This window comes from Bacillus cereus group sp. N24 (assembly GCF_016483345.1).
Lineage (GTDB): Bacteria > Bacillota > Bacilli > Bacillales > Bacillaceae_G > Bacillus_A > Bacillus_A toyonensis.
On record NZ_JAEHCA010000017.1, the window covers coordinates 111,357 to 131,104 of the forward strand.

Here is a 19,748-nt window from a genome sequence, read left to right on the forward strand (position 1 = left end):
CGTTCTTATTTTTCTTTCGGTTGTGGAACTTCTTTAAGTGTTAAGTATAGAACAATTAAAACAACTGCGATATAAATGAATGTTGAACCAGGTACGACGATTTTAAATAAATCCATAATCATAAAGAAGATTGTTGGAATTGTGTAACTGTAAGCAGTTAATGTCCAAACTTGTTTGTAGGATAATTTACGTTGTCCGCTCATAGCAGAACCGATGAACGCAAGTAAAGTCACGCCTACAAAAGTAATGAATAATTGGAATAGGTACACTAAAAATCCGATAACAAATAATAAAATTGGATAGATACTATCGAATAGAGAAATAAAGTCTTGTAAATCTTTTTTCTCAAGAGATGCACCTAATAAGTCGTTATAGGAATACGTTTGTGTTTGACCATTTCCCATGGAGACTACTTTATCTTTTAAAACAAATAAACCCGTTTTATTTTGATATTTTTCTAAGTTTGTTGAATTTGGATCAAATACGAAAAGGGCATTTCCATCTTCTTTTTCGATAGGTTGATCAATATCTGCTGTTAGTTCGCCATTTTCAATTTTAAAATCAGGTAAATCTTTTTCGATTACTTTATTTACCATATTAACACCGTCTTGAATAACGCTACCGTACAAGAAAGTTCTTGGAATAGTAGTGATTAGGCAAAGAAGCATAATATACAAAATGGTTTTACCGATTTTTTGAAAACGGAAAAGCGCAATATCTTTAGGCGAATATACGCTTTTTGCTAGCTGTTTAAAAATGGACATAGATTCACTTCCTTTATGTATGTATAAAGTCATTGTAACGTAGGAATCTAGAGAATCTCAAGATATATTATATTTACATATAGTGGAGATAACTAAATTTCTTTTTAATAATTTTCTTCTTTTAAATGAGAAAAATACAATTGACACTTTTCTTTTTTATATGGTAAATTTATCTTACATTTCTTAAAGGATATATCCGATAGGAATTCAGTTGTTTAATATGTTATTACATACATAATTATGGACCCTTAGCTCAGCTGGTTAGAGCAGACGGCTCATAACCGTCCGGTCGTAGGTTCGAGTCCTACAGGGTCCATACCCATTTCGCATGTTTATTATGTCAGCAGGAAGCTTCCTTGTAGAAGGAAGCTTTTTTTACGGAATATATGAGCATTTTAATTGAAAAGAAGTGGGAATTTTGCTACTTTAATGATAGCAAGACAATGTGATTTATTTGTTTGCACCCTATGGCAATTAGGGTAGAATGAAGTTGTATGTCACACATATGGTGGCAATACATAAACTGGGAGGAATATAACAATGGCAAAACACGAATTACCAAACTTACCTTATGCGTATGATGCTTTAGAGCCTCACTTTGACAAAGAAACAATGAACATCCATCATACAAAACATCACAACACGTACATTACAAACTTAAACGCTGCTTTAGAAGGTCATGCAGAACTAGCTGACAAAAGCGTTGAAGAATTAGTTGCAAACTTAAACGAAGTACCAGAAGCAATCCGTACAGCAGTACGTAACAATGGTGGTGGACATGCTAACCATACATTCTTCTGGACAATTCTTTCTCCAAACGGCGGGGGACAACCAGTAGGCGAACTTGCAACTGCGATTGAAGCGAAATTCGGTAGCTTCGATGCATTCAAAGAAGAATTCGCAAAAGCTGGCGCAACTCGCTTCGGTTCTGGTTGGGCTTGGTTAGTAGTAAACAATGGTGAGTTAGAAGTAACAAGCACGCCAAACCAAGATTCTCCTCTAACTGAAGGTAAAACTCCAGTTATCGGTTTAGATGTTTGGGAGCATGCTTACTACTTAAATTACCAAAACCGTCGTCCAGACTACATCGGTGCATTCTGGAACGTTGTAGATTGGAACGCTGCTGAAAAACGTTACCAAGAAGCAAAATAATTATAATAATTATAGAAAAAAGCTAGGAGAATGCTCCTAGCTTTTTTCTATGCTTTCCTTTTACATAATTGGGCTTGTCTTTGGAAGACTAGAACATGAAGTAAAGGAGAGTTGTGTATGAAGTGGAAACATATAATTGGTGACGTTGAAGTGAATCGGGATTTAGTGTTATTGCTCCTTATTGGAGGTTTATACACGCTCGCAATTTCTTTATCGAATACGTTTGTTAATATTTATTTATGGAAACAAACACAAAATTATGTGAATCTTGGCTTGTATAATTTGGTCAGCGTTGTATTGCAGCCTCTCACATTTCTTATAGGTGGGAAATTAGCGAAACGTATTGACCGCTCAATCTTGTTACGAATAGGCGTAGGCACGTTAGCAATTTTTTTTATCGTTGTTTTAGTAGCGGGAAAAAGCGCTTCTCACTATATTTTATTAATGGGGGCTCTTTTAGGAGTCGGATATGGTTTTTATTGGCTCGCGTTTAACTTATTGACATTTGAGATTACAGAACCAGAAACAAGAGATTTCTTTAATGGGTTTCTTGGACTTCTTACATCCTTCTCTGGAATGATTGGACCGATAGCGGCAGGATACACAATTTCACGTATGGCAAAATGGAGTGGTTATACTGTCATATTCTTTCTTTCATTAGTGCTATTTGCAATTGCTGTCGTTTTAAGCTTTTTTTTATCTAAGAGAGAATGTGAAGGGCGTTATGAAATTACAAAAGTATTGAAGGAGCGACGGATTGATAAAAATTGGGGGAGAATTACACGTGCTCATTTTTTCCAAGGGTTGAGAGAGGGAACATTTATTTTTGTTATTTCAGTATATGTGTACTTAGCAACCGATAGTGAGCTCGCATTAGGGAAATATAGCTTAGTCAACTCCGCTGTATCATTTGTATGTTACTACTTAGTTGCTCGTATGTTAAAGAAAGAGTGGCGAAAAAAAGCGATTTTGCTTGGAGGCATTATTTTATATGCGGTCGTATTTTTAGTTATATTCAATGTTACATACACAAAATTACTTATTTATGCAGCATGTATCGCGATCGCATATCCTATTTTACTCGTTCCGTACGGGTCAATGACATATGACGTAATTGGTAGAGCGAAAAATGCGAGAGAGTGGCGTGTAGAGTATGTAGTTGTCCGGGAATTATGGTTAAATGCTGGAAGGATTTGTTCGGTTTTAAGTTTTTTATATGCTGTGTTATTCTTTCCGCCTGAAAAAAGTTTACCTTTCTTACTATGTATTTTAGGTGCTGGACATTTTCTTATTTATTTTGCAGTTAAAAATGTCAAATATGATGAGGGAAATGTGGGGAAAACCAGCGTTGTAGCGCAAGAAACTACCCAGAATCAAACTGAACCAGAAGGTTAACTTATCGTTTGTTTTATGCTAAAATAGAAAAAGATGTAAGACAGCAGTGAGGACACCTGTATGAAGGTGTCCCTTTCACATTACATAGCTGTTGGTAGAGGGGGTTTGTATGAGCAAGAAGCAGAAACAACAAAAGAAAAAAACTCACGTTCCTTTTCGATTAAACGTGCTGTTTTTTTGCGTATTTTTAATGTTCTCCGCGGTTATTGTAAGGCTCGGATATGTACAAATTGTTCGTGGTGAGGAATATAAGAATGAAGTAGAGAAGAAAGAGAATTCAACGATAAGTAATCCTGTACCGCGCGGGAAAATCTTTGACCGCTATGGGCGACCTGTAGTAGATAATACAGCTGTTCGTACTATTACATTTACAAAAATGAAAGGATCAACTGCAGAAGATCGCTTAGAAACAGCGAAAAAATTATCAGAGTTGATTGAAGTACCGACAGATAAATTAACAGATCGAGATAAAAAAGATTATTGGATTGCGATGCATAAAGAGGAAGCGAAAACAAAAATTACGAGTAAAGATCGTCAAGAATTGAAAGATAACAAAATTGACGATAAAGAATTAGACGAGCGTCAACGAAGTCGTGTAACAGAAGAAGAGATTAATCAATTATCCGCAAAAGATTTAGAAATACTAGCGATTAAAAGTAAGATGGACGGCGGATATGCAATGACACCTCAAGTTATTAAAAAAGATGCTACAGAAAGAGAATATGCGATTATTAGTGAGAGCCTAGCAACATTACCAGGTGTAGATACGAATGTTGATTGGGATCGAAAATATACGTATGATGATTTATTCCGAAGTGTTCTTGGTGGGGTGTCGACGGCGGATGAAGGTTTACCAAGAGAAAGACTAGATTACTATCTTGTTCGTGATTATAATCGAAATGACCGAGTAGGGAAAAGTTATCTTGAACAGCAATATGAAGATAGCCTGCACGGTACGAAAGCAGAAGTGAAAAATATTACAGATAAAAACGGTAATATTTTGGAAACAATTAATGTATCACAAGGACAAAGTGGTAATAATCTGAACTTAACAATTGATATGGAATTACAAAAGCGTGTGGAAGATATTATTACCAAAAATTTAACGAAATTTAAAGGGTCAGAACCTCTTTTAGATCGAGCATTTGTTGTAATGATGAATCCGAAAAATGGTGAAGTGTTATCTATGGCTGGGAAACAATTAGTGGATGAAAATGGCGAAACGAAAGTACAAGATTTCGCATTAGGAACGATGACAAGTTCTTATCCGATGGGATCGACTGTAAAAGGTGCGACAGTACTTACAGGATATCAAACAGGTGCAATTCAACCGGGTTCAGTTCAACTGGATGAACCAATCGTATTAAAAGGGACGAAGAGCAAATCTTCTTGGAAGACGATGGGATATATTAATGATTTAACAGCATTAAAAATGTCTTCTAACGTATATATGTTTAAAACAGCGATGAATATCGCTAATGCTCCATATGTTAGAGGTGGTACGTTAAATATACCGCAAAAAGCATATGATACGATGCGATACTATTATGGTCAGTTTGGACTTGGTGTAAAAACAGGCATTGATTTACCGAATGAATCTGCTGGACAAAGAGGTACTACAGACAATATCCCAGGTTTCTTATTAGATTTATCAATTGGACAGTATGATACGTATACACCACTTCAATTAGCGCAATATATTTCGACAATTGCCAATGGTGGATATCGTATGCAACCGCAAGTTGTTAAAGAAATTCGTCAACCGGAAGCGAAACCAGATGAAGTTGGAAAAGTTATTCACTCGATGGAGCCGAAAGTGCTAAATCGTATTGATATGCCTGAATCACAAATTAAACGTGTTCAAGAAGGATTTAGACAAGTATTTAACGATTCAGGCGGTACAGCTACAAAATACTTTACTGGTGCAAAATATAAAGCTGCAGGGAAAACTGGTACAGCGCAAACTGTGTATGGTGGGGATAAAGCGATTGGTAAAAAAGCAGATGGTCAGCGTGTGGAGACTTATAACTTAACATTAGTAGGTTATGCGCCACTTGAAGATCCAGAAGTGGCATTCTCTGTTGTTGTTCCGTGGGTACATGATGATAAGACTGGTATTAATGGATATATTAGTCGTGAAATTATGGATGCTTACTATGACTTGAAAAACCAAGAAATAAATGGTGAAGCTCCAAAAGATGCAAAAGATAATAAAAATGAAAAAGAAGATCAAGATGAGGAATAAAAAAGTTGTAAAAAAAGCACACTATCTGAAAAGATAGTGTGCTTTTTTTTATGGTTTATGCATATCGTGTAATAAATGTGGACAAGTATAAAATATTGGAAAAAGCACGCGGTCTCACAAATGATAATTTTATATTGTGTATAGGGGGATAACTGTTTTATGGACTAATTAATTATCAGTGGAAATGAATAGCGGCTACTGATTAAAGTTTTATCTTATGTTGATTCCTGTGGAACTTTACAAAACTTTTACAAACAATTAAAACCGAATTAATAGTTTAGCAGTATTCTTATATCTGTAATCCTGTTATTTCCGGTTACTTCTAGGAGGAAGAACACGTGAAATGGATGAGTGCATCGATTAAAGTTTTTATATTATCGACATGGTTCCTTTGTTTTGGCATGTCTACTGCATTTGCTGTGAACGAAATGGGAGAAGTGAGAGTTGATGGATCCTCAACGGTTTTTCCTATTATAGAAGCAGTAGCGGAGGAATATACAAAGGAGCATCCAAACGTGAAAATTTCTATTAGTGTTTCTGGAACTGGAGGAGGATTTAATCGTTTCAGTAAAGGAGAAGTGGATATAAATAATGCTTCGAGAGTAATGAAACAAGTGGAAGAAAATGAAATGAAGAATAACTCCATTCAGTTTACACCCTTTGAGGTTGCTTATGATGGTCTTACGATTGTTGTAAATCGTCACAATACTTGGGTAGACAATATGACAGTAGACGAGTTACGTCTCTTATGGAGTGAAGATGGAAGAGAGAAGCGATGGTCGCAAGTTCATTCAACATGGCCACGTGCACAAGTGAAGTTTTATGCACCAGGTGTAGACTCTGGTACTTATGATTATTTTCAAAATGTCATCTTACAAAATCGTCGCATTGTAAAAAAAGTCTCTTTGTCTGAAGATGATCAAGTTATTATGCAAGGAGTAATGCATGATAAAAATGCCATTGCTTTTGTAGGATATGCTTATTATATGGCCAATCGCGATAGGGTGAAAGCAATAAAAGTGAACGGTGTATTTCCGACGAAAGAGACTATTCAATCAGGTGATTATAAGCCGTTATCTAGATCGTTATTTACTTATGTGAATGATGCATCTATCCGACAAAAAATAAATGTAGCAAATTATGTTGAGTTTATGATCAAACATGTTGGTAACCTCGCTGAAGAGGTTGGATATGTAAAATTACGAAAAGAAAAATATAATGAACAGCTGCGAATGTTAACAGAAATCAAAAGGTAATGTCAGGGTGGAAAGGGGTTTTCATCTTTGGCTCATAATGACAAAAGTCAAATTACATTTTCTGTACAACATTTGATTGAAAGAAATACAAAACAAAGAAAAAAAACGCAGCGAATCAATCAAATAGTTCCATTATTATTAAAAATAATTGCTAGTGTGTCTATTGTGACGACAATTGGAATTATTTGTACGTTGGCAAATGAAACAATGATGTTTTTTCAAAAAATATCATTATACTCCTTTTTGACGGAGAAAGAATGGTTACCGTTTTTTGAAGATCCTAAATTCGGTATATTACCACTTATATGTGGAACAGTCCTTGTAACAGCAATCGCCATGTTTGTAGCAATTCCTATCGGTTTAGCGTGTGCTGTATTTTTGAGCGAATACGCTTCAAACGGTGCGCGAAAAATATTAAAGCCGATGTTAGAACTATTAGCAGGTATCCCGACAATTGTATATGGTTTTTTTGCATTAACAGTTGTCACGCCACTTTTACAACGAATGATACCGGATTTACAGTTTTTTAATGCAATTAGTCCAGGGATCGTGATTGGATTTATGATGATACCTACAGTTGCATCTTTATCTGAAGACTCGATGAGAGCTGTGGCGAAAGGAACGAAAGAAGCCTCGTTAGCGCTCGGTGCGACTCGGTTTGAGATGGTAAAACAAGTAGTGTTTCCCGCAGCTTTTACAGGAATTATGGCAGCGATTATATTAGCGGCTTCTAGGGCAATCGGTGAAACAATGATAGTTGTAATTGCAGCGGGATCCACACCGAATGTATCGCTGGATCCGACGCACTCTATTCAAACGTTAACAGCCTATATTGTGCAAGTGAGTTTAGGCGATGCTCCGCATGGAACGATTGCTTATTACAGTATGTATGCCGTAGGCGCAACGTTATTCTTGTTTACTTTTATAATGAACATCATTTCGCAGTATATTGTGCGCCGTTTTAGGAGGGTGACATAATATGCGAATGTTGAATCATAAAAAAATACAAGAAAATATGGCATCACGTTTTTTTAAAGATCGAATTTACAAATTTTTATTTTATATAGCAATTTTGTTTTCAATAGTAATTTTGCTTATTTTGCTTTTTCAAATTTTTGAAAAAGGGTTAAGCTATCTTTCAATAGATTTCTTTACAAACTTCGCTTCACGTAATCCGAAAGAAGCCGGGATCGCTGCAGCTTTGTCAGGGACAATATTATTTATGAGTATTGTTATACCGGTCTCTTTTATATTTGGAGTCGGGACTGCACTTTATTTAGAGCAATATGCGAAGGAATCTATATTTAAAAAGATAATAGAAATTAATAATCAAACGTTAGCAGGAGTACCTTCCGTTGTATTTGGATTACTCGGCTTAACTATTTTTGTATATGCTCTTCATTTAGGTGAGAGTATTGTTGCAGCGGCGCTTACGATGAGTTTGCTCGTCTTACCGACAGTTGTTGTAGCTAGTCAAGAAGCGATACGATCTGTACCAAGTTCATTATTAGAGGCTTCTTACGGATTAGGTGCTACGAAGTGGCAAACGATGTATCAAATTGTATTGCCGGTAGCTTTCCCAGGAATTATAACGGGTTGTACGTTAGCGGTATCAAGAGCAATTGGAGAAGCGGCACCGTTGTTAGTAATTGGAGCATTAGCGTTTGCAAATTATGTTCCATTTAGTATGTTTGATAGATTTACAGTTTTACCAATTCAAATTTTTAATTGGATGAGTAGACCACAAGAAGAATTTCAGTATGTAGCAGCAGCTGGGATGATTGTTTTGCTAGGTCTGTTACTCTTTATCAATATATTTGTCTTATGGTTACGAAATCGAAAATAAGTTGGAAGTGGATGAAAGGGGAATTCAAATGGTAGCAACAGTAGTAAATGTACAGGTGAAAAACGAAGAGAAAATCGAGACTGCTCCAAAAAAAGTAGTATTTGATACGAAAAACCTAAATTTATGGTATGGAGAAGACCATGCTTTAAAGGATATTAACTTAAGTATTCATGAGAATGAAGTTACAGCAATTATTGGACCAAGTGGTTGCGGTAAATCAACGTACTTAAAAACATTAAATCGTATGGTAGAGTTAGTACCGATCGTTCGAACTACAGGCGTGATTGAATATAGAGAACGTAATATATTTGATAAATCGTATCCGGTTGAAGAATTACGCACACATGTAGGAATGGTGTTCCAAAAGCCAAATCCATTTCCAAAATCTATTTATGAAAATGTAGCATATGGACCGAAAATCCACGGTGTTCGTGATAAAAAAACGTTGGACGAAATTGTTGAAAAAAGTTTACGCGGGGCAGCAATTTGGGATGAATTAAAAGATCGTTTGCATGATAACGCATACGGTTTATCTGGTGGACAGCAACAACGCTTATGTATTGCACGTTGCTTAGCGATTGAACCAGACGTTATTTTAATGGATGAACCAACATCGGCGTTAGATCCAATTTCGACGTTAAAAGTAGAAGAATTAATTCAAGAGTTAAAGAAAGACTTTAGTATTGTAATTGTAACGCATAACATGCAACAAGCAGCGCGTATTTCAGATAAAACAGCTTTCTTCTTAAGTGGGGAAGTTGTGGAGTATACAGATACAAATAAATTATTCACAACCCCTTCAGATAAGCGTACAGAAGACTATATCACAGGACGATTCGGTTGATATCGCTAGCAAGGCTAAGAGAAAATGCCCTCTTAACAGAGGGCATTTCTTATTTTTACCTCATTTTAATAGAGAATTAAAACTTTTCCTATCTTACTGCTTATGGCAAGTATAAGAGGTTAGATAGGAGATTTATATAAAATGGCACATAATATTGAGGGGGAAGAAACGATGGTAAGAGAACAGTTTCAGTGTGATTTAAAAACGTTACAGCAAAAGGTAATTGAGCTTGGTGAATTAGCAAAGGAAGCTTTATTAATTGCTATGGAAGGTCTGCATACAAGAGATGTAGAGAAAGCGTTAGAGGTCATTGATGGTGATTACCGCATGGATAATTTAGAAGAGGAAATAAACGATCTTGCTCTTATGCTTATTACGAAGCAACAGCCTGTAGCAAGTGATCTAAGAAGAATTTTTATTTCAATTAAAACAGCGACAGATTTAGAGCGTATTGCAGACCATGCTGTTAATATTGCGAAATCCACAATTCGTCTTGGGGAAAAAGAAGTAACAGTTAGTTTGCAAAATCTTGATGAAATGTTTGCGATTGCTCATAAGATGCTAAATTTAGCATTGGAAGCATACGAACAAGAAAATTTAACTTTTGCTAAACAAATTGCTGAGATGGATGATTCAGTTGATGAAATATATGGGAAGGCAATTCGTGAATTTATATCCTCGATCCCTGAACAACCAGAGGCTATTACACAAATTACACAATTATCCTTTGTTGCAAGATATATTGAGCGTGTAGCAGATCATGTTACAAATATTGCTGAGAATGTATTTTATTTAGTAAAAGGAAAGCATTATTTATTGAATGAATAGGAAGGAAAGTAGGTGATGAGAAATCACCTGCTTTTTTTAGTCAAAACATGACAAAAAAAGCTCGTTGTTTCCTTTAGTTTATGATGATAAGATGTATCATAATATAATGGGAAAATTAGTATTATTGGTTTTTATTCAGTGCTTTTTTACTAAGTTAATAGTAAGCGCTTTCTTTGTTGTTTGAGGGTGATAAAAATAGCCCTTCTTATTAAAGTTTCATTTTATATGGAAGAAGATTATAAGCAGAGATTTTCCATAGCACATTGATTTGTTGAAACAATCAAGCTTATATTGCTAGTTCATGTGGGATAGAGAATATACATATGGTGTATGGATTTATTGAACATTATATAAGTGGAGGCTGAAGTATATGAAGGGGGTTATTTTAGCTGGAGGAAAAGGAAGACGCCTTAGACCATTAACATGTAATACTCCAAAGCCGATGTTGCCATTATTAGAAAAACCAGTTTTGGAATACAATATTGAATTGTTACGTCAGCATGGTATTCGTGAAATTGCAATTACAGTTCAATATATGAGTGCGGCCATTAAGCAATATTTTGGCGATGGTAGTAAATGGGGAGTTAACTTGTACTATTTTGAAGACTCCCCTCCACTTGGAACGGCAGGAAGTATTAAACAAGCGGAAAACTTTTTAGATGAAACATTTGTTGTTATAAGTGGAGATGCATTAACTGATTTTCGATTATCAGAAGGAATTGCGTTTCATGAACAAAAGAAAAGAATGGTAACTATGTTTGTAAAGGAAGTAGAAAACCCACTCTCATTCGGTTTGGTTGTAATGAACAAAGAACAAGAGGTTACACGATATATAGAAAAACCGAGCTGGAATGAGGTAATCTCCAATATTGTGAATACAGGGATTTATATTATGGAGCCAGAAATCTTTTCTTACATACCACCCCGAGAGTTTTTTGATTTCAGTCAAGATGTGTTTCCATTATTAGCAAATAAGAACGCGTTATTTGCATATTTGTCAGAAGGTTATTGGTTAGATATTGGTACATTTGATCAATATCGACAAGCACAATTTGATTTGTTAACGAAAAAATTGCAAGTACCTATTCCTTATACGGAAGTGTTACCGATGGTATGGATGGGAGAAGGTGTGACGATTGGAAAAGGGACGAAAATTCATGGCCCATCTTTTATTGGAGAAGGAGCAAAGATTGGTGCGGGGGCTGTAATTGAACCGTACTCTATTATCGGGAAAAATAGTATTGTTTCAAGTTACTCTCATCTTCAAAAAAGTATTGTTTTTGCAAATGCTCACATTGGGGAGTATTGTGAGCTATTAGAAACGACAATAGGAGAGCATACAATGGTTGAAGATGACGTTACGTTGTTTCAAAAAAGTATTGTAGCGGATCATTGTCATATAGGGAAGAGTACGGTCATTAAGCAAAAAGGAAAATTATGGCCTTATAAGGCCATTGATAGTCATTCGATAGTAGGATCGGCTGGTGTTCAAGAAAGTGAAAAAAGCGCTGGCTGGTTACAAAAAAGCCGTATTGTAGGGAGAGGGAATGTTGAGATTACTCCGCAATTTATTGTAAAAGTGGCGATGGCGTATGGATCTCTTTTCGGAAAAGGGGAAAGCATACTAATTGGGAGTCAAGAACATATAGAAACAACTTCTTATAAAAATTTATTTTTACATGCTATTCATGGTATCGGGATTCATACGATGGAATGTAAAGAGATGAACGAGTCACTTTTTCAGTATAGCATTCATAATTTGCAATGTGCAGGTGGGGTTTTCGTTCAAGTGGAAAATGAAAAAGAAGTTGTTATAAAGCTGTATGGTAAGGATGGGATGCTGTTAACGTATAAGCAGCAAAAAGCAATAGAACAAGTATATATGTCCGAGTCGTTTTATTACGTATGTGAGAAAGAAATGGGACAAAATACGCCAGTCCACGTTTCTTTAAATGACTATATAGAAGCTGTATTAGAATGCATTGATATTGAACAAATACAAAAACAAAAGTTTCATCTTCTTATTAATAAGAGAAATGATATGTTACAACATTTACTTATGCTCTTTCTTCAAAGGCTTGGGTGCACAGTTACATGGATTTATGCGGGCGAACAAAAAGATCATGTGAAAGCTTTGATGAAATCAAGTAAAGCGAATATGGCGCTTATGTTTTCTGAGCAAGGAAATTATTTCGAGTTATATGATAATCATAGTAATATTTACCAAGGTACAGATTTTGAAGAAATAGATCTTCCTGACTTATTACTGGAATCAAAAGGGAATATTTACCCAATGTCTTTGAAATTAGGAGAATGTTACCTTCTATTTTATATACATGATGAAAAAAAGGCGTTTCAAGTAAAGTGGAAACGAGATATTTTATATCGAATTGGAAAGTTATTCGAGTTAATAGCACTGCAAGAAAAGGCGTTTCTTAGCATAGTAGAGCAATCACCGCCGCTTTATTTACTTTATGATGAAGTTGTGTGTTCATGGAACGAAAAAGGGAAAGTGATGAGGAAATTATTGGCCGATATGGAAAGAAAGGAAGAAGGTATATTTGAAGGAGTGCAGTTCAAGTATACCGAAAAAGAGTGGTCTTATATCGTTTCTGATACAAAACAACCAAAATTTTTGGTGTATTCACATGCTAGAAATCCAGTGATAGCAAGGGAAAACATGAAAAATCTTATAGAAAAAATTAGACAATATCAAAAGGTGTAGAATTTTTATTTTAAAAGTGGTATTATGGTATAGTCTGATTTAAGTTATTAGTACTGGAGGGAAATAAGAATGCGTGTGAATATTACTCTAGCATGTACAGAATGCGGAGATCGTAACTATATCTCAAAGAAAAATAAACGTAACAACGCTGAGCGTATCGAGCTTAAAAAGTATTGCAAGCGTGACAAGAAGTCTACGTTACACCGTGAAACAAAGTAAGCAGTAGGAATATTTTCCTACTGTTTCTTTTTTTATTCGATTCCTATATTAAAAGTGATACACTATCATCATAGAGTAAAGTGTCACTGTAGGGGGGAAGATGTGTGAAAGAAGAGAAAATACGTTTACGTAAACAAATAATAGAACACATGAATTCTTTATCGGAAGAACAGTATGCAACTTTATCAGAGCAAATCGCAGTTTCGTTGTATGCGCAAAAAGAGTGGGTTGAAGCTGAAACAATTGGAATCACTCTTTCAATGGAAAATGAAGTGAATACATATCCTATTATCGAAAAAGCTTGGGAAGAAGGAAAGAAAGTTGTAGTTCCGAAGTGTAATAAAGGAACAAGAACAATGTCCTTCCGGCAAATTAGTAATTTTGATCAATTAGAAACAGTGTATATGCATTTGCGTGAACCGATTCCATCGCTTACTGAAGAAGTGAATGCGGATGAAATTAACCTTCAAATCGTACCAGGTGTAGCTTATACAGAGCGAGGAGAACGGATTGGATACGGCGGGGGCTATTATGATCGTTATCTCGTGCATTATAAAGGGAAAACGCTATCATTAGCTTATGATTTTCAAATGGTAAAACAAATTCCAGTGGAACCATTTGATAAAAATGTAGAAAAAATTATTACAGAAAAAGGAACAATGGTTATAAATGGGCTTGTATAGACAAATAAAAATTGACGAGACTTTTTCTTCTTGATTATAATAAAATATGTGAACGTTTTCTTATTATAATTTTTTATAGTAAGTGAGCATAGAGGGTGATGAAATGGTATCTATTTATGATATTCAGCAATTGCTAAAGAAATTTGGTACGATTATTTATACGGGTGATCGAATTGCAGATTTGCAATTAATGCAAGATGAGCTACGTGAATTAAATCAGTCACAGCTAATCGATCCACAAGACTATCAAACAGCTTTATTTTTATTGAAGCAAGAAATTCAAAAAGAGCTAAATAAGAATTAGATAAAGGTAGGTAAGCAACATGGAAGAGAAATGGTTAGTTGGTGTTGACCTTGGTGGTACAACGATTAAATTAGCATTTATTAATGTATACGGTGAAATTTTACATAAGTGGGAAATCCCTACGAATACAAATGAGCAAGGAAAACATATTACACTTGACGTAGCGAAGGCAATTGATAAAAAATTAGAAGAGTTAGGCGAATTAAAAAGCAAGTTAATTGGTATTGGTATGGGAGCTCCTGGTCCTGTGCATGTGGCATCTGGAATGATTTATGAAGCGGTTAATTTAGGGTGGAAAAACTATCCATTAAAAGATTTACTAGAAGTAGAAACAGGGTTACCTGTTGTCATTGATAACGATGCAAACTTAGCAGCGCTTGGCGAAATGTGGAAAGGTGCTGGCGAAGGAGCAAAAGATTTAATTTGTATGACGCTTGGCACTGGTGTCGGTGGTGGTGTAATCGCCAATGGTGAGATTGTACACGGTGTAAGTGGTGCTGCTGGTGAGATTGGACATATTACAGTCGTTACAGAAAATGCTTTCCCATGTAATTGCGGAAAATCTGGTTGTTTAGAAACAGTAGCTTCTGCAACGGGTATTGTGCGTGTTGCTATGCAGAAAATACAAGAGACTGATAAAGAAAGCATGTTACGTTCTATGTTAGCAGAAGAAGGACGTATTACATCAAAAGATGTTTTTGAAGCGCACGGACAAGGTGATGAACTAGCAAATGAAGTAGTAGAAAAAGTAGCTTCTTATTTAGGATTAGCTGTAGCGAATCTTTCTAGTACGTTGAACCCAGAGAAAATTGTTATTGGTGGAGGCGTTTCTAAAGCTGGAGATGCACTATTAGAACCAATTCAAAGTTATTTCGAGCAATATGCTTTCTCACGTGCTGTAAAGAGTACGAAGTTAGCCATTGCAACACTTGGTAATGATGCAGGTGTTATTGGAGGAGCTTGGCTTGTAAAAAAGCACAAATACGAAGCGAAGATGATATAAGTTGTGAAATGTGAAAAGAGGAAGGGGGAAACCCTTCCTCTTTTTGTGCATAATCTTGATGAAGAATAACATGTAAGTGAATTAAGCTGCTGGTGGATACCCGTTATATAGAACAGTCATGATCGTAAACCATCCGAAAACGAGTACAGTCGCAATTGCAAAGCCGCCTGCGAAAAAGTTCTTTTCGCGAAGTGTTCTAAGCGTAGCAAAAACAGCTAACAGAGTGACAAGCGTAAAAATAATAACAAGGCCCATACAATATCCTCCTCTGTCTACCTATTCTTAAATGTGAGTTTTTAGAATATTTACTCTTTTATATTGTACATGTTTTAAAAATGATTGTCGAGATAGCATCCTTTCTTTTCCTAAGAGAAAGAAATGTTGTATCATTAAAAGTAAGTTTAATAACTGGAGGAGATTTTCATATGAAATGGACACAAATGCCGTTAGGACCATTACAAACAAATGCTTATATTTTAACGAATGATCAAAATGAGTGTATTATCTTTGATCCTGGTCATGAAGGAGAGAAGCTCGTTACATATTTACAAGAAGAACAATTAAAACCACTGGCGGTTTTATTAACGCATGCCCACTTTGATCATATTGGTGCTGTTGATGCGGTAAGAGACGCTTTCCATATTCCTGTATACGTACATAAAGAAGAAGCAGATTGGTTAGGAGATGGAACTGTAAATGGCTCTCAAATTTTTATGATGAACCGTAGTATTACAGCTAAGCCAGCGGATCATATTATTGATGCAGAAGGTACATTAACAGTCGGTTCATTTAATTTTGAAATTTTTGAGACGCCAGGACACTCTCCAGGAAGTATTTCTTATTATAGTAAAGAGGCGAATGCAGTGTTCTCAGGAGATGTATTATTCCAAATGAGTATTGGAAGAACTGATTTACCTGGTGGAAGTTTTGCTGAATTAATTGGAAGTATTGAAGAGAAATTATTCGTATTGCCAGATGAAACAGCGGTGCTATGTGGACATGGTCCAGAAACAAGCATCGGTTTTGAAAAAGAAAATAATCCATTTTTACAATAAGGAGTCATTATGGGGATGGAGCTCATTTTAAGAGAATGGATGGGGAAAGAGAAAGATTATTCGATTTCATATAGTACGTATATGAACCTCGTATTGTATGCAGAAGGGCATGGCTATTATATGAAGGACCGTGAAAAGATTGGAAGACAAGGCGATTTTTTTACAAGTAGCAATGTATCCTCTGCTTTTGCAAAAACATTTGCTAAGTTTTTTATTCGTCTTGTTGAGAATGATGAAGTCGCTCCAAATATTTGTGAGATTGGCGGGGGAACAGGAAAGTTTGCCTATGATGTTTTACAAGAATGGAAGCAATTATCTCCGGAAACCTTTATTGATTTAAACTATTCAATGATTGAAGTGAGCCCTTTTCATAGAAAATTACAACAAGAGAATCTGTGCTCATTTTCTAATATATCGTATTATACATCTTATAGTAAAATGGGAGAGTCATTCGAAGGAATTCTTTTTTCGAATGAGTTATTTGATGCATTTCCTGTTGAAGTAATTGAGAAGAGAAATGGAATGTTGTATGAAGTACGTATTACGTATACAGAGGAAGGGAACCTTGCTGAAGTATGTAGACCGTTAGATAAAAGAATCGGTCGCTACTTACTGAAATATAACATTCATATTGCAGAAGGGCAGCGTTTTGAGGTGCCAATTGCGATGGAAGATTATATAAAAGGAATTGCAAAATGGTTTCAAAAAGGTATATGTATTACAGTTGACTATGGATACACAAAAGCAGAATGGACGTACCCTGCGCATCGGGAAGGAAGTTTACGTGGGTATTATAAGCATAAGTTAATACGTAATCCTTTAGCGTATCCAGGGGAAATGGATCTTACTACTCATATTCATTGGGATGAGTTAAAGGAGATTTTTAACCTTCAGGGAATGAGTGCAGTATGGCATAAGAAGCAATCTGAGTTTTTGTTAGCTGCAGGAATATTAGAACAGCTTACGAGTCATCAAGATACGAATCCTTTTTCTGAAACTCAAAAACAAAATCGAGCAATTCGTTCTATGATTTTGAACGGAGGATTAGGGAATGCCTTTGATGTTGTTATACATACGAAAGACATACAGAATTTACATCTGAATCGGTATTTAACAATATAAAAAACAAGACACAGCATATTTCTGTGTCTTGTTTTTTAATACGACGTATGTAGTATTATATATTTCCTCTCATGATATATATTTATATTAAAGATATGAGATGAAAAATATAGAATACGTTCTTTTTCTCTGTTTATTAGTCCCTAACCTAATAATACGCGAACGAGTTGAATAATTGTTTCGTTTTCTACTTTGTAGTAAATTTCTAATCCTTTTCTTTCACTAGAAACGATTTTAGCACTTTTTAATTTTGCTAAATGCTGTGAAATTGTAGACTGTGGCATGTTTAAGCCAGTGTACATTGTAGAAACGTTGCTTGGACCACGCTCGATTAATCCTTTTACGATACATAAACGAACTGGGTGAGCAAGTACTTTCAATAATTCTGCATTGCTTTCATAAAGTTCTATTTCTTTTTGAAAGGTTTCTAACATGTTCTTTTCCACCTCCGTGTGAGCTGTTATACCATACTATACATACCAAAAAATTAAAGAAAAGAAAACAGTTGTTGCAGAAAAAATTTCCTAAAGTAAAGAAATTGTAAGAAAAGAGACCCTGATGTAAATAAAATGGATAAATTAGCACAGTTTTGTAAAATGACGCTTTTGGGCGAAAATTTTGATGCATTTTAAAAATTGAAAGATATAGATATATTTGTAACACAATTTTATCATGATTTTCTTATTCTTTCAAATGAATATACAAAATTTTTAAAATAATATGACAAAGGAATTATAATGCTATATATAGAATATAAAACAGGTTAAAAGAAGCCCGATGTAATCAGCTTTTTTATGAGGATAATGAGACACTTGAGTGTAGCTGATCAATCTTAGAATGATCAAGTCATTCGTCATTTATGCTAGAGCTCATCTTTTAGCAACTTTAAAAATCTGTGATTCCATATATTCTCATAAAAGTCAATTGTCTCTTTTGCGGACATAAATGGATTGTTTAATGTAGAAGTTATTTTAGGTGCCATAAAGTTTTCGTACCCTAGTCCGTGAGCAAATTTAATCGTAGCATCCATACAGTACTCTGTTTGGGCGCCACAAAATTCAATACGATGTACAGATAATTGATCTAAAATTTCTTTTAAGTTTGTTTTATAAAATGAATTTGCATGTGTTTTTCTCACAAAGAAATCTTGGTCTTGAACATCTAGATCAGTATGAATAGCCCAAAGTTCTTTTTCGGGTACTAAATCATCATCACAATGTTGAACAAAAATGATTGGTTTATTTGATTTTCTGTATGAAGAAATTCTTTTATTTACTTTTGTAAGCAAGTTTTGTAAATCAAATAAATGCTCTCCGCTATAACATACCCCATTTTGTAAATCGATAACGATTAAAATATCAGAACAAGTATCCATTATTTTTACCCCCTTTTATTTCTTAATATATCGATAAAACCATTATTTGTAAATAAGTGATGTGCTTTTATCCCACTATTTGTGGGAGGCGGGCTGCCCGTAAACGCCCGATTGGTGAAGGCTAATAATGAGTGGGAATGAACAAAACCCCCAATGATTAAATTTTTGTACAGAGATAATAAAGTAGTTTCATTTACAATAAAATTCTTTAAAAAACAATAAAGTTGTTTTATTATAATTGGGGTAGAGTCAAGAAAATACGCATTTACAACGATAAGTATTTTGATACAAGTCTTATGAGACATTATGAGGTCTAATTGAAAGGTGATTGGATTATGTACCGATAGGTTTTACTCTATTGAGATTGTGAAGTTTCCTACTTAGACTAACGGGGCAGGTTAGTTAGATAAAGGGATATTTGGATTAAGATAGATGTAAGTAGAAAAACTACTAAAGTAATAAGATTTGCTTCAGTAAAATAAGGTATATTATATTTGTTGAATAGATTCTCTGTAAAGACAAGAAAAGTAGGTGAACAAAGTGGGCAAATATCAATTGGATTACAAAAGTCAGGTAGCTGTGGCAAAGTTTCATGAAAAACAGACGCCTGCCAAATTTGATAAAAAGCAGCAACTTGAAAAATTGCGTGCGGAGTATTTGAAAAAGAAGCAAAAACAAACAGATAAATAATATGTTTTGTTTGTCTGATTGTTTTGTATTCGGTGTAAACAAAAGGAAATAGGTAAGTTATTCATCGTTCAAATATATACAGGCTATTTTTTCAAACATCTTTCTTAATGAACTAACGCATGCGTTAGTTCATTAAGAATAAATAAAAAAGTCGATTCCTTGAGATGAAGTGACCCCCGAAAGTTAGACAGGTCGTTTCATTAGGCAGCCTCTAGGGTATGATCCCGGTATTGTACCGGGAT

20 protein-coding genes and 1 tRNA gene are annotated in these 19,748 nt (G+C 35.0%); 17 read left to right on the forward strand and 4 right to left on the reverse strand.

Annotation, left to right across the window (positions count from 1 at the left end; all coding sequences use genetic code 11):
• Nucleotides 1-5: 5 nt before the first annotated feature.
• The gene (locus JDS95_RS21770; protein ID WP_000021678.1) at nucleotides 6-764 is read right to left on the reverse strand and encodes a DUF1189 domain-containing protein; all 759 of its coding nucleotides are present in this window, start codon (nucleotides 762-764) and stop codon (nucleotides 6-8) included.
• Nucleotides 765-1,006: 242 nt separating this feature from the next.
• Here JDS95_RS21770 and JDS95_RS21775 point away from each other — a divergent pair.
• From JDS95_RS21775 to glcK, 14 genes are all read left to right on the forward strand, one after another.
• Nucleotides 1,007-1,080 (forward strand) — tRNA-Ile (locus tag JDS95_RS21775).
• Nucleotides 1,081-1,304: 224 nt separating this feature from the next.
• Complete coding sequence (gene sodA / locus JDS95_RS21780) at nucleotides 1,305-1,916, forward strand: superoxide dismutase [Mn] (RefSeq protein WP_001052031.1); 612 nt, start codon at nucleotides 1,305-1,307, stop codon at nucleotides 1,914-1,916.
• A 117-nt stretch (nucleotides 1,917-2,033) separates the two neighbouring features.
• Nucleotides 2,034-3,311, forward strand: coding sequence for an MFS transporter (locus tag JDS95_RS21785; RefSeq protein WP_199690780.1), 1,278 nt, complete (start codon nucleotides 2,034-2,036; stop codon nucleotides 3,309-3,311).
• A gap of 109 nt (nucleotides 3,312-3,420) precedes the next feature.
• Nucleotides 3,421-5,556 (forward strand): peptidoglycan D,D-transpeptidase FtsI family protein, encoded by a 2,136-nt coding sequence (locus tag JDS95_RS21790; RefSeq protein WP_000039003.1) that lies wholly within the window; start codon nucleotides 3,421-3,423, stop codon nucleotides 5,554-5,556.
• 338 nt (nucleotides 5,557-5,894) lie between these two features.
• Nucleotides 5,895-6,812, forward strand: coding sequence for a PstS family phosphate ABC transporter substrate-binding protein (locus JDS95_RS21795; RefSeq protein WP_085450594.1), 918 nt, complete (start codon nucleotides 5,895-5,897; stop codon nucleotides 6,810-6,812).
• Between the two features lie 27 nt (nucleotides 6,813-6,839).
• On the forward strand, nucleotides 6,840-7,790 hold the full coding sequence (pstC, locus tag JDS95_RS21800) for a phosphate ABC transporter permease subunit PstC (RefSeq protein ID WP_085450595.1): 951 nt from the start codon (nucleotides 6,840-6,842) through the stop codon (nucleotides 7,788-7,790).
• Between the two features lies 1 nt (nucleotide 7,791).
• A complete protein-coding gene (gene pstA / locus JDS95_RS21805; protein WP_001242536.1) occupies nucleotides 7,792-8,658 on the forward strand; it encodes a phosphate ABC transporter permease PstA in 867 nt (288 codons plus the stop codon).
• 28 nt (nucleotides 8,659-8,686) lie between these two features.
• A complete protein-coding gene (gene pstB / locus JDS95_RS21810; protein WP_000226684.1) occupies nucleotides 8,687-9,502 on the forward strand; it encodes a phosphate ABC transporter ATP-binding protein in 816 nt (271 codons plus the stop codon).
• A 171-nt stretch (nucleotides 9,503-9,673) separates the two neighbouring features.
• A complete protein-coding gene (phoU, locus tag JDS95_RS21815; protein ID WP_033657342.1) occupies nucleotides 9,674-10,330 on the forward strand; it encodes a phosphate signaling complex protein PhoU in 657 nt (218 codons plus the stop codon).
• Between the two features lie 370 nt (nucleotides 10,331-10,700).
• Nucleotides 10,701-13,055, forward strand: a complete 2,355-nt coding sequence (locus JDS95_RS21820; RefSeq protein WP_000679286.1) for a sugar phosphate nucleotidyltransferase — start codon at nucleotides 10,701-10,703, stop codon at nucleotides 13,053-13,055.
• 69 nt (nucleotides 13,056-13,124) lie between these two features.
• Nucleotides 13,125-13,274 carry a 50S ribosomal protein L33 gene (rpmG, locus tag JDS95_RS21825; RefSeq protein WP_001265616.1) on the forward strand — a complete coding sequence of 50 codons (150 nt, stop codon included), beginning with the start codon at nucleotides 13,125-13,127 and terminating at the stop codon, nucleotides 13,272-13,274.
• A 104-nt stretch (nucleotides 13,275-13,378) separates the two neighbouring features.
• A complete protein-coding gene (locus tag JDS95_RS21830; protein ID WP_000656840.1) occupies nucleotides 13,379-13,957 on the forward strand; it encodes a 5-formyltetrahydrofolate cyclo-ligase in 579 nt (192 codons plus the stop codon).
• A gap of 103 nt (nucleotides 13,958-14,060) precedes the next feature.
• Nucleotides 14,061-14,261, forward strand: coding sequence for a YqgQ family protein (locus JDS95_RS21835; RefSeq protein ID WP_000253699.1), 201 nt, complete (start codon nucleotides 14,061-14,063; stop codon nucleotides 14,259-14,261).
• A gap of 19 nt (nucleotides 14,262-14,280) precedes the next feature.
• Nucleotides 14,281-15,264, forward strand: coding sequence for a glucokinase (gene glcK, locus JDS95_RS21840; protein WP_000391710.1), 984 nt, complete (start codon nucleotides 14,281-14,283; stop codon nucleotides 15,262-15,264).
• 81 nt (nucleotides 15,265-15,345) lie between these two features.
• Here glcK and JDS95_RS21845 read toward each other — a convergent pair whose 3' ends face one another.
• Nucleotides 15,346-15,519: a DUF2759 domain-containing protein gene (locus JDS95_RS21845; RefSeq protein ID WP_000524850.1), complete on the reverse strand. Its 174-nt coding sequence runs from the start codon at nucleotides 15,517-15,519 to the stop codon at nucleotides 15,346-15,348.
• Nucleotides 15,520-15,689: 170 nt separating this feature from the next.
• Between JDS95_RS21845 and JDS95_RS21850 the strand changes: the two genes are divergently transcribed.
• Together JDS95_RS21850 and JDS95_RS21855 are read left to right on the forward strand one after the other, a co-directional pair.
• Nucleotides 15,690-16,319, forward strand: a complete 630-nt coding sequence (locus JDS95_RS21850; RefSeq protein WP_000872319.1) for an MBL fold metallo-hydrolase — start codon at nucleotides 15,690-15,692, stop codon at nucleotides 16,317-16,319.
• A 9-nt stretch (nucleotides 16,320-16,328) separates the two neighbouring features.
• Nucleotides 16,329-17,441: a class I SAM-dependent methyltransferase gene (locus JDS95_RS21855; RefSeq protein ID WP_000525126.1), complete on the forward strand. Its 1,113-nt coding sequence runs from the start codon at nucleotides 16,329-16,331 to the stop codon at nucleotides 17,439-17,441.
• A gap of 143 nt (nucleotides 17,442-17,584) precedes the next feature.
• Here the strand turns inward: JDS95_RS21855 and JDS95_RS21860 are convergent, their stop codons facing one another.
• On the reverse strand, nucleotides 17,585-17,875 hold the full coding sequence (locus JDS95_RS21860; RefSeq protein ID WP_000894375.1) for an ArsR/SmtB family transcription factor: 291 nt from the start codon (nucleotides 17,873-17,875) through the stop codon (nucleotides 17,585-17,587).
• A 428-nt stretch (nucleotides 17,876-18,303) separates the two neighbouring features.
• Complete coding sequence (locus JDS95_RS21865) at nucleotides 18,304-18,816, reverse strand: cysteine hydrolase family protein (protein WP_000379181.1); 513 nt, start codon at nucleotides 18,814-18,816, stop codon at nucleotides 18,304-18,306.
• A gap of 540 nt (nucleotides 18,817-19,356) precedes the next feature.
• Here JDS95_RS21865 and JDS95_RS21870 point away from each other — a divergent pair.
• Nucleotides 19,357-19,506 carry a hypothetical protein gene (locus JDS95_RS21870; protein WP_000521653.1) on the forward strand — a complete coding sequence of 50 codons (150 nt, stop codon included), beginning with the start codon at nucleotides 19,357-19,359 and terminating at the stop codon, nucleotides 19,504-19,506.
• Nucleotides 19,507-19,748: the final 242 nt, after the last annotated feature.

Bases quoted from the DNA above. Each gene is read 5' to 3' on its own strand.
- JDS95_RS21770 (WP_000021678.1), bottom strand. From the start codon at position 764: ATGTCCATTTTTAAACAGCTAGCAAAAAGCGTATATTCGCCTAAAGAT.
- sodA (WP_001052031.1), top strand. From the start codon at position 1,305: ATGGCAAAACACGAATTACCAAACTTACCTTATGCGTATGATGCTTTA.
- JDS95_RS21785 (WP_199690780.1), top strand. From the start codon at position 2,034: ATGAAGTGGAAACATATAATTGGTGACGTTGAAGTGAATCGGGATTTA.
- JDS95_RS21790 (WP_000039003.1), top strand. From the start codon at position 3,421: ATGAGCAAGAAGCAGAAACAACAAAAGAAAAAAACTCACGTTCCTTTT.
- pstA (WP_001242536.1), top strand. From the start codon at position 7,792: ATGCGAATGTTGAATCATAAAAAAATACAAGAAAATATGGCATCACGT.
- pstB (WP_000226684.1), top strand. From the start codon at position 8,687: ATGGTAGCAACAGTAGTAAATGTACAGGTGAAAAACGAAGAGAAAATC.
- phoU (WP_033657342.1), top strand. From the start codon at position 9,674: ATGGTAAGAGAACAGTTTCAGTGTGATTTAAAAACGTTACAGCAAAAG.
- JDS95_RS21820 (WP_000679286.1), top strand. From the start codon at position 10,701: ATGAAGGGGGTTATTTTAGCTGGAGGAAAAGGAAGACGCCTTAGACCA.
- rpmG (WP_001265616.1), top strand. From the start codon at position 13,125: ATGCGTGTGAATATTACTCTAGCATGTACAGAATGCGGAGATCGTAAC.
- JDS95_RS21835 (WP_000253699.1), top strand. From the start codon at position 14,061: ATGGTATCTATTTATGATATTCAGCAATTGCTAAAGAAATTTGGTACG.
- glcK (WP_000391710.1), top strand. From the start codon at position 14,281: ATGGAAGAGAAATGGTTAGTTGGTGTTGACCTTGGTGGTACAACGATT.
- JDS95_RS21845 (WP_000524850.1), bottom strand. From the start codon at position 15,519: ATGGGCCTTGTTATTATTTTTACGCTTGTCACTCTGTTAGCTGTTTTT.
- JDS95_RS21850 (WP_000872319.1), top strand. From the start codon at position 15,690: ATGAAATGGACACAAATGCCGTTAGGACCATTACAAACAAATGCTTAT.
- JDS95_RS21855 (WP_000525126.1), top strand. From the start codon at position 16,329: ATGGGGATGGAGCTCATTTTAAGAGAATGGATGGGGAAAGAGAAAGAT.
- JDS95_RS21860 (WP_000894375.1), bottom strand. From the start codon at position 17,875: ATGTTAGAAACCTTTCAAAAAGAAATAGAACTTTATGAAAGCAATGCA.
- JDS95_RS21865 (WP_000379181.1), bottom strand. From the start codon at position 18,816: ATGGATACTTGTTCTGATATTTTAATCGTTATCGATTTACAAAATGGG.